Genomic DNA, 10,364 nt, shown 5'->3' with positions numbered 1-10,364 from the left:
ACATACCTAATATTTAGTTGTTATTCAATTTTGATAAGCCTAAATTTTTAGGCTTGTTTGACATGCCTTAAATTTCAAGATAAATTATTTTTTATTTTCTCTTGACATTTGATAGCTGGTCTTAAATCTATTATACCCCCTTTATCGATTTGCAACATGGAAAATGTTTACAAAATGTCAACGATGTGTTAAACAAATTACAACAAATTTATTTATAAATTATTTCAATAAATGCCATGTCTGCTTTTTCTCATATTTACTATTATGCTATGGTATAATAAAGTTGGAGGATAGTATGAGTTATTTTAATTACTGGACAAGTGTTCTGGTGGTGTTTGCAATTATATTTTTGTTTGCCAGAACGATTTCAAATGAAAAGCAAATTGTCGCATTTTTTTCGAAATTAAACTACGTTGTAATTATTCCGGCGAATATTGCGATTAGTTTGAGTGAACTTACGTATAAGAATTTCAACATCAAACTTGGTGTATTTTTTGTGTATTTGTGGATATTGTCTAAGATTATGACGATGATTTTCCAAATCAACACGAAGGACAAGGATTCGTTGGAACCTGCGTTTATTTTCTCAAATATTATCGTGATGAGGCCGTTTTTGCAAAATGTTATGGACAAGAATATTATGAACAATCTGATTATAATTTCTTGTGTGATTTATCTTGTGTACATGCTTTACAAGAGAATTTTCAATGTGACAGACTTTTTGATGGCGATGGGCTTTTCCGTAGCTTTTTGTATTAGTGCGATTTATAAGTTCTCATACATAATAACTCCTCTAAAAATTATTCAATCGACAAGTTCAGTTGTGATTATAATCGCATTTGCACTTGCAATTTCAAGTATAGATTTGAAAAGTTTGTTTGATTTGACATCCATTATGCTTACTGTTGTGAATTTGCTGATAATTCCAGTGTTTACATACGTCGTTGTGAGTGCTGTGACGAATAATGAACTTTTGATTAAATCTATAATTATGTACACTGCGATTGGACCAGCTTTTGTGATTTCGTCTGATTTTTATAAGAAAACGAAAACGAGAATTACGGAGCTTGGATTTTTGCTGTCGGTAGTTACGGTGTATATTTTGAATTATTTGTTCTTTTAAATAATCTAGTAAATAGGCGAATCAATTCGTCTATTTTTTGCATGAAAAAAAAGAGGACATTGCCCCTTTTAATTCATTTCTACTTTATTCCAATGGTCTGTAATCTTCTGCCAACGCGTCTCTCAAATAAACGAATAGCTTGTCGTATTCTTTGATTGAGTTGTAATATTTGTTGTTTGGAAGTACGTAGTATTTTTTGTAATCTTTTGTGAATGCTTTGATGAGCCCTTTTCCTTGTTTATCGATGAGTGGCTTGTCGATGTCTAGTCCCGATATCAATATTACTTGTGTGGAGTAATTGTTCTTGGTAACTGTGTTGTATCCACCGATTGTAGTCAATTTGTAGATGGAGTTGGTGTCTTTCATATATTCTCTAACTTTTAGTGGTAGCACGTCTTTTTTCACAAGCAAGATTGGTGCTTTAATTTTTTGTGCAACTGTCGATGACACGAGTGCATCTGCGAACACTTCACCGCTTGTAGTGATAACTTCCGCTGGATTTGCGTTCACTCTCTTAGCGACTTCAACGCTGGATTCGTATCTGTCCACACCTGCAAGTCTTGTGACACTTTTTTTAGTCAGATTTTCGATTTGGTTTTTCACAGATTGATTTACAGATATTTCTCCACCGACTATTGTAACGCGTTCGATATTTCCGATTGATTGTATAAATTTTCTCGTAGATTGTGATAATCCTTCGTTACTTACAAGCAAGATTGGGGCGTTTTGGTGTGCTGCAAGGCTTGTAGCATACAATGCATCGGCATAATTTGTCCCTGCGGCAAATATCAAATTCGTAGTATTTGCACGTGTTCTCGCAGACTCTGCTGATGTGTCGTAGCGGTTATTTCCCATAATTCTAGTGATTTTGGCGTGTGGAAAGTTCTTTCTCAACTTATTTTCAACTTTTTTGCTGATAGTATTCACACCACCCATCAGATAAATCTCGTCCAAGAACATCTTGTCAAGCGCTGATTTGGTCTCAACAGATAATGAATTCTTGCCAGTGTACAAAAGTGGGTATTTGCCCATAGACACATTCGTCGCACTGATTGCATCGGGATATGCGTTGTCGTTTACAAGAATAACCTTGTTCGTATTCGCAAAGTAATGACGTTGCACATTCACTGCGGTCTTCGCTCTGTTTTCACCTTGGAACCTTTGGTGAATCACATTTTTGAACACACCATCTTCATTAGTGGTGATTTCTTCCTGTTTTTTCTCGTTTTTAGTTTGTTCATTCGTATTACTTACGTTCGTTTCATTTGTACTTGATTCTACTTTTTTAGAAGGCGTATTACTTGGGCTATCCTTATCTGCAGCACTAACCACAGGAAAGCTCAACATACACACAAGCATCAAAGCCACCAATTTTTTCATAAAACTCTCCTTATTAATTTCCAACTAACACACGACTAATTCACAACGATGAAGAACAACAAAGTTGTACCCATCAGAAAACCAATCGCACTCATAACAATCTTCACAATAGCAGCAGTTACAGTAGCCTTGTTCAAAAAAGAAGGCTTAAATTTGTCATACATCACAACGCTGTACACAAAACCCGAAATCACATTCACAATCACACTAACAACTGGAATTCTAGTGTTAAACATAGAAGATAGCACAATCGTAACCAAAGTGTACACACTAGCCTTCGCCAAAAATTCTGCGTTCGAAATCTTTGCCACCATATCTTTTTTTAAAAAACTAGTCGCAATCCAAAAACTCAACACACACGAAAAAGGTGTCATAACAGTCTTCGAAAAATACGACAATGGAAGGGATAAACTCAGAAAATCCTGCGACGAATTAGGAGGACTTATCCTCATCCACAACATAAATGAAAGCAAACTAATAACTCCTGAAATAATCAGCGTGAACATCCACGCACCCTGTTTCTTCTCTATCGTATTGATATGTTTTCGTAAACGTGAAAATACTTCACCATAAAAATTTTCCATAAAAACTCCTCTTAATTTATACATTTATTATAACCCAGTACAACAAAGCATTCAATAATCGGATTTCATAAGATTAATCACTAAATACATTTTAAAACAAAAGAATAACATACTACAACATTTTGAATACAAAATGAATAAAATAAAAACAATCAAGACAAAATAAAGAGAAAAAAGGATTTTGGTTGACGTTTGTATTCATTTTAAAGTATAATCTAATCAGAATAAACTAAATATTTTTAAACTACTAGTATATTTCAAAAATAAAATAAATTACAAGGAAATTACAATAATTTAAGGAGGAGAATAACTTGAAAATTAACAAAAAATTACTCATGGCAGCATTAGCCAGTGCAGTAATAGTATCGGCACCACAAGCGAAAACTTATACACTAAGTAACGCAGAAAGTGTCGCAACAAATACAGAGCTTGGAATTTCTGAAGAAAAGGCACAAGCAGCAGTCAGAGCTGGGGAAAAAGAAGTTCAAGATAATCCAAATGTGCCAGAACAAAAAGCAACAGATTTTAACTATGCTAGAAATGAAAAAAATGTAGGTTTCTACAAAGATACCCAATTGGAGAGGGGAAATGGTCCAGCTGCCAGCTATTCTCCTTCTACTAAGGAAAATGAGTTTGTTGATGGTTTCCGATACAAGACTCTAGAACCATCTGAAACAAGCGACGACAAAACTCTCTGGGGTTTTGAGATAGAATTTGATAGAGATGAGGGTCAAAGAACTTATACTGATTTTTATTTTTCAAACTCCATTAATGTTGGTAGAAACGAACTTGTAAAAATTGAACAACTCCCTGGCAATGACATAGGGAAAAAGCTTTCTGAAAAAGGAGACTTTAAAGAGGTTAATTATAAAGCCAAAACAGTGACAGATGTAGGTGCTAATGGTACTTTAAGGAATTTTAACACTTATGGTGAAAAAGAAGATTTTGAATATATTAATAGTATTAATAACAAAAATACTATGATGGCTTGGGAAAGTAATTATACAAAAGACAATGCTAATGGTCCAAAAGCTACTCATGGTAATAATGCTACCTTTGGTTTTACAGTCAACCCATGGCCAAATGAAAATGATATGCTTAACCTCATATATCTAAATGGAGATTATGATAAAACAGTATTTGTCAAAGGTCAAACTATTAATACTGGCATAAAGGTTGAAAATCTTGATGCTAATGCTAGAGAAAGACTAGTGGGTCAAGTTTATAATCCAATTTCAGGGGAAGTAGTCCAAGGTGCTAAAGCTTATATCGATGAAAATGATATGGTTGTAGTAAAAATGCCAGAAGGTGCTCTAAAGCAGGATGCTAATGGAAAGACTGTAATCAATGAAGATTCTATCTTTAGCAAAGCTGGATATAAAAACATTCAAAGTCTAGATGTAAAATTCTTTGCTCGTCCTAGAACCAAAGCTGAGTTTGAAGCAATAGCTGGAGAAAACTACGGAACCTACACAGAAACAGGTGCTGGCACAGAAGTAATTAATCACAAGGGTGAATCTGTAACAATAGACAAGCAAGGTATTGCCCGTTACGACCACTACAACATAGTAGGTGAATTCAAGATAAACCTTGATGACACTATGTACTATGACCAAAGGTTCGAAGATGGAAACGGTGATGATACCACAAAGGTAACCTCATCAGCTGTAAAACCAGAAGAGCCTTTTGAAGTTAAAATTGTTCCACCAGCTAACCCTGGTGAAACTGACAAGTCAGCTGCAGATATGAATGGTGCAGAAAGCAGGGGAGAAGCTGCCGGAGAGTTAATACTAGATTTTATTGAAAAAGAGAACAAAGGCAAGGCACCAGAAGACCAATGGAAGATAGATGTTAAAGGCAATGATATTTCTAAATTTACTATAACTCCTCCAGCATCAGCCAAGGCAGGGGACTTTGTAGCTGTAGCTATAAAATATACCTATACAAACGGATCTACAGATACTCATTGGTTCCACTTTGTAGTCCAAGAGTCAACCTACATCAAACCGGAATATGAAACTCAAGTTAACTACCCAACTAGAGAACAAACTTCACCTGCCACAGTTAAAGATGATGATAAGAGGATAAAACCAGACCACTATACTCTTCCAGACAACTTAGAAACTGATGAAGAAGGTAACAAGTTTATTAAAGACGATCTTGGTCATAAATGGACTGTATCTATTGATGGAAAAACAGGAGAGGTCACTGCAAAACCTGTAAAACCTGAAGACTTTGTTGGCGGAGAAAAGTTAACAGTACCAGTAATTGCTCACTATGTAGATAAGCAAAAACCAGGTGAAGATATTACAGAAGATGTAGATGCTTACTTTGTCATCAAAGAAAAAGCTAATATGACTGCTCGCTACAATGCAAAGGCAGGTAAGTCTGGAGATGTGCTTACATCTGACATTATTCTAAACGAAGAAGACACATACAATAGAAGACCAACTAAGTTTACCCTAGATTCAGATACCTTTGTAGACGACAAGGGCAATACTTGGAATGTAACTATAGATGAAAAGACAGGTAAAGTAACAGCTACAGTACCAAATGCAGAGGAAGGTCAGTCAATTGATGGAGCATTACTAAACGTTCCTGTAACTGCCCACTACTTCGAAATAGAAGATGGAAAGCAAGTTCCAATGGGAACAAGACAAACAGAAGTCCAATTTGTGGCATCAGGAACAGATGGAACTTATGTAAAAAAAGAAGACATTCCTTTTGAAACTAAGGTAGAAAAAGATCCAAAGCTTAATAAAGGCGAAATCAAAGTTATTACTGAAGGTAAAAAGGGATCTAAAGAAGTAACTTATGTTATCAAGGACTCTGTAATTGATGAAGAAAAGACTTCAGAAAAAATATTAGAAGAGCCTCAAGAACGTTTAATCCACGTTGGTGAAGGAACTGAAGACGGAGAACACAAGATTGAAGAAAAAGTTGAAGTTCCTTATGAAGTTGAAATAGAGTTTGACGACAAACTAGCACCAGGTGAACAAAAAGTTACACAAGAAGGAATACCTGGAGAAAAAACTAGAACTACAACTATTACAATTCAAGATGGCAATGTTACAAACACTCAAGTGGGCGAATATACTCAAACAAAAGCACCACAAAAGAAAATTATTAAAGTAGGCGCAAACACTGAAGGTAAGGTAGAGCACAAGGAAAAAATACCTTTCAAATACACTGTAGAATATGATCCTAAATTGAATGCAGGAGAATATGTAATAGAAACTCCAGGTAGAAATGGTGAGAGAATTACTACATGGACAATCAAAAACTCTAAAGTAGACGGAGATCCAAAAGTCGTAGAAACAAAACCAATCGATGCAGTTATAAAAGTTGGTAATAAAGACTTCACAGGTGAATTCAAAACAACAAAGACTGAATCTGTTGAATTTGAAACAGAATACAAAGTTAACAAGAAATTAAAACCAGGAGAAGTAAAGGAAATACAAAAAGGCGAACTTGGTGAAAAGGAAACACCAGTTACCCATACTATCGTTAATGGCAAAGTTACTAAGTCAGTAGAAGGGGAAACTAAACAAACAAAAGCTCCTGTAAAGAGAATTGTTGAAGTTGGACCTGGAACAACTGATGGAACTCACACTTATACAAGTAAAAAACCATTTGAAGTAGAAGTTAGAGTAAATCCAAAACTTAAGAAGGGTGAATACAACGTAGTTCAAAAAGGTGTAGAAGGTGAAGAAGAGTACACAATTACTATTGAAAACTCAAAAGTAACTAGCACTTCAGAAGCAAAAGAAACAAAAGCACCTGTTAAGGAAATTATCGAAGTTGGTAGTGAAGACTATACTGGCACGGTTGAATATGTAGATAAGGATCCAATTCCATTTGAAACAGAAGTAACAGTTGACCCAAGTCTAAAACCTGGTGAAATTGTTGAAGATCAAAAGGGTGAACTTGGTGAACAAGAAACTAAGGTTACTAGAACTATTAAAAATGGTGAAGCTGGAGAAGAAAATCGTGGTGAAACTACTGTAACAAAAGAACCTGTTAAGAGAAAAATCAGAGTTGGTTCCAAAACTGACGGCCAATATAAAGAAACTGAAACAATTCCATTTGAAGTTGAAGTTAGAAAAGACCCATCACTTAAGAAAGGTGAATGGAAGTACGCTGAAATTGACGGAGTTCAACAAACAGGAGAATCTGGACTTAAAGAAAGAATTATAACTATAGTTAATTCTAAGGTAACTGAAGAATCTGAATTTAAGACTACTAGAGAGCCTAAGAATGCAGTAATTCTTGTTGGTGATGATTCTACTGAAGGTGAAGTAAAACACACAGAAGAAATCCCATTTGGATACAAAGTAGAAGAATCAGATGAGCTTAAACCAGGTGAATATAAGATTGTAAAACCAGGTAAGGTTGGAACAATAACTACAACATGGACTATCAAAGATTCTAAAGTTGTTGGCGATCCTAAAGTAGAAAGAGTAGAACCAGAAGACGCTCTTATCCAAGTTGGTAAGGGAACACCTGATGGTACTCACGACTTCAAAGAAAAGAAAGAAATTCCTTTCGAAACAATTATAGAATACGATGACTCTTTAGAACCAGGCGAAGAAAAAGTTGTTCAAGAAGGTAAACCAGGAGAACAAGAAAGAACTAACACTATCGTTATAGAAAATGGTAAAGTAAAAGAAATCAAAGAAGGTACTTTCAAGACAACTACAGAACCTGTTAATAAGATAGTTAAAATTGGTAAGAAAAAACCTGAAGGTGAAACTACTAAGACTGTAGAAAAAGAAATACCATTTGAAACAAAGATTATCTATGATGATACAAAAGATGCTGGTTTCCAAGAAATAGAAAAAGAAGGTAAGCCAGGCAAAGAAAAAGTAACTATCACTACAAAACTTGTTGATGGTAAACTTGTAACTACTGAATCAACTGAAAAGATTGAAGAAAAAGAAGACAGAGTCGTAAGAATTGGTGTTAAACCAGTTGTTAAGGAAACTGAAATTCCAGGAGATACAGAGTACAGATACAATCCAGAGCTTAAAGAAGGCGAAGAAAAAGTCATCGAAGAAGGCTCAAAAGGAAAAGTTGAGTACACTATAACATTCAACAAAGAAAAAGGAAAAATTGAAGTAACTGAAAAGAGAACTGAACCTACAAATAAGATTGTAGAAATTGGTTACAAGACTGATGGAAAAGTTAAAGTAGAAAGCGAAATTCCTTTTGAAGTTGAAATCATAGAAGATCCTGAAATGGAAGCTGGTAAAACTGAAGTTGTTCAAGAAGGTAAACTAGGTAAGAAAGAAACAATAGTAACTATAGAAAATAGTAAAGAAGTTTCTAGAGAAGAAAATATAATTGAAAAACCGGTTAAGAAGATTATAAAAGTTGGAACTAAGAATGTCTGTGAAATCCCACCGGTAGATCCAAAGGATCCAAAAGATCCAGAAACACCAGGCGGAAAAGATCCAAAAGATCCAAAAGATCCAGACCAACCAGGTGGAAAAGATCCGAAAGATCCAGAACAACCAGGTGGAAAAGATCCAAAAGATCCAGAACAACCAGGCGGAAAAGATCCAAAAGATCCAGAAACACCAGGCGGAAAAGATCCAAAAGATCCAGAAACCCCAGGTGGAAAAGATCCAAAAGATCCAGAAACCCCAGGTGGAAAAGATCCAAAAGACCCTGAACAACCAGGTGGAAAAGATCCAAAAGATCCAGACCAACCAGGCGGAAAAGATCCAAAAGATCCAGAACAACCAGGTGGAAAAGATCCAAAAGATCCAGAACAACCAGGTGGAAAAGATCCAAAAGACCCAGAACAACCAGGTGGAAAAGATCCAAAAGATCCAGAACAACCAGGTGGAAAAGATCCAAAAGACCCAGAACAACCAGGTGGAAAAGATCCAAAAGACCCAGAACAACCAGGTGGAAAAGATCCAAAAGATCCAGAACAACCAGGTGGAAAAGATCCAAAAGATCCAGACCAACCAGGTGGAAAAGATCCAAAAGATCCTGAAACTCCAGGTAAAACACCAGAAAATAATGGTAAAACGCCAGAAAATAATGGTAAGACACCAGAAAACAATGGTAAGACACCAGGAGCTACTGGACAAGTAGATGGAAAATCAACAACTACAAATAACAAAACTCCTAAGAGATTACCAAAATCTGGTAGTGAAAGTGAAATTATGATGCTATCAATGTCAGCATTGATGACAGCAGCGGGATTCGTAGGATTGAAGAAAAAACGTAAAGACAGATAATCTTGAAAACAAGATAAGTCTTATACAATAATCAAACAAAGCCTAACTCAATTGAGCTAGGCTTTTTTGAATGCACACAAAAACCCGACCTCAATTGAGATCGGGCAAAGTTTTATCTAATCATATTTGAAAATGAATTATAAATTAAAATTCCGACCAAAGCTACCAACAACATTTCCAATACGAAGACGATAACTTTGATTACGATTTGTGCGATGAATGATTTCAAACCAACCTTGAAGCTGTCCTTTTCCAAATACAAATCTAGGAAAGTCGCAGAGTAAGCTGCCATTCCAGTGAAGCAGCCGATAATGCTACCGATAAATCCCAATGGCGTAAGTATGAACATAAACAATCCATTAATTATCGAAAACACGCCGCCCTTCACATCTCTTGTGCAAGGAGGTGGAGTTGGTCTCATGTGTTTTTTCGTAAACATGTATATAAATCTTGTCATCGCGTAGTTGATTAACGGTACTAAAATCAAAGTCATAATCGAAATCGTAGGTCTGTGGAAAACTTTCGACAATTCTCCAAGTGAACCTTGTGTTGTAACGCTAACCCACACTGCGCTAGTCAAAGCGGCGATCAATCCTGATGTCAAAAATGAATATATGATTCCGTGTTTTGTCGAAGCGTAAAAATCGTAGATTTTGTCAGCATATACACTGATAAATTTAACGCATTTCAAATACCAATCAGGTGAATCGTTTTTCTTGTAGTTTTCATATTCTTCGTTATCTTCTTTTCGTTCTTTTTTAGTGTATTTTTGATTAATTTCTTCAAAATAATCGTCATTAGATTTCGTGGATTCTTGTGACCCAGTAACATCTGACACCTTATTCACATCGTCCACATCTTCTACAGGTTTTTCTTCAAAGTAATCGTCAGGTTGAACAATCTTTTCATCCGATACATAACTTTTGAGATTTGATTTAAAATCTTGTTTCTTATCGTCCATGGTTTCCTCCAATTAATATTCTTATTTAATAATATACCCATTTGAAAAACATTAATTCACAAATT

5 protein-coding genes are annotated in these 10,364 nt (G+C 35.4%); 2 read left to right on the top strand and 3 right to left on the bottom strand.

What is annotated here, in order from left to right; all coding sequences use genetic code 11:
- Positions 1–295 precede the first annotated feature (295 nt).
- Positions 296–1,123, top strand: a complete 828-nt coding sequence (locus tag ACU68U_RS07520; protein ID WP_446763067.1) for a hypothetical protein — start codon at positions 296–298, stop codon at positions 1,121–1,123.
- Positions 1,124–1,207: 84 nt separating this feature from the next.
- Here ACU68U_RS07520 and ACU68U_RS07515 read toward each other — a convergent pair whose 3' ends face one another.
- Together ACU68U_RS07515 and ACU68U_RS07510 are read right to left on the bottom strand one after the other, a co-directional pair.
- Positions 1,208–2,503 carry a cell wall-binding repeat-containing protein gene (locus ACU68U_RS07515; RefSeq protein WP_446763066.1) on the bottom strand — a complete coding sequence of 432 codons (1,296 nt, stop codon included), beginning with the start codon at positions 2,501–2,503 and terminating at the stop codon, positions 1,208–1,210.
- A 35-nt stretch (positions 2,504–2,538) separates the two neighbouring features.
- A complete protein-coding gene (locus tag ACU68U_RS07510) occupies positions 2,539–3,087 on the bottom strand; it encodes a hypothetical protein (protein ID WP_446763065.1) in 549 nt (182 codons plus the stop codon).
- Between the two features lie 311 nt (positions 3,088–3,398).
- Here ACU68U_RS07510 and ACU68U_RS07505 point away from each other — a divergent pair, with 311 nt between their 5' ends.
- Complete coding sequence (locus ACU68U_RS07505) at positions 3,399–9,338, top strand: G5 domain-containing protein (RefSeq protein ID WP_446763064.1); 5,940 nt, start codon at positions 3,399–3,401, stop codon at positions 9,336–9,338.
- A 112-nt stretch (positions 9,339–9,450) separates the two neighbouring features.
- Here ACU68U_RS07505 and ACU68U_RS07500 read toward each other — a convergent pair whose 3' ends face one another.
- Positions 9,451–10,299 carry a hypothetical protein gene (locus ACU68U_RS07500; protein ID WP_156850253.1) on the bottom strand — a complete coding sequence of 283 codons (849 nt, stop codon included), beginning with the start codon at positions 10,297–10,299 and terminating at the stop codon, positions 9,451–9,453.
- Between the last annotated feature and the right edge of the window lie 65 nt (positions 10,300–10,364).

The sequence above is a fragment of the Finegoldia sp. P3-F-LR genome, from assembly GCF_052932165.1.
This window is presented reverse-complemented; position numbering and strand designations above follow the sequence as displayed.

Coding starts and splice junctions, on each gene's coding strand:
- ACU68U_RS07515 (WP_446763066.1), bottom strand. CDS start 2,503: ATGAAAAAATTGGTGGCTTTGATGCTTGTGTGTATGTTGAGCTTTCCT.
- ACU68U_RS07500 (WP_156850253.1), bottom strand. CDS start 10,299: ATGGACGATAAGAAACAAGATTTTAAATCAAATCTCAAAAGTTATGTA.
- ACU68U_RS07510 (WP_446763065.1), bottom strand. CDS start 3,087: ATGGAAAATTTTTATGGTGAAGTATTTTCACGTTTACGAAAACATATC.
- ACU68U_RS07520 (WP_446763067.1), top strand. CDS start 296: ATGAGTTATTTTAATTACTGGACAAGTGTTCTGGTGGTGTTTGCAATT.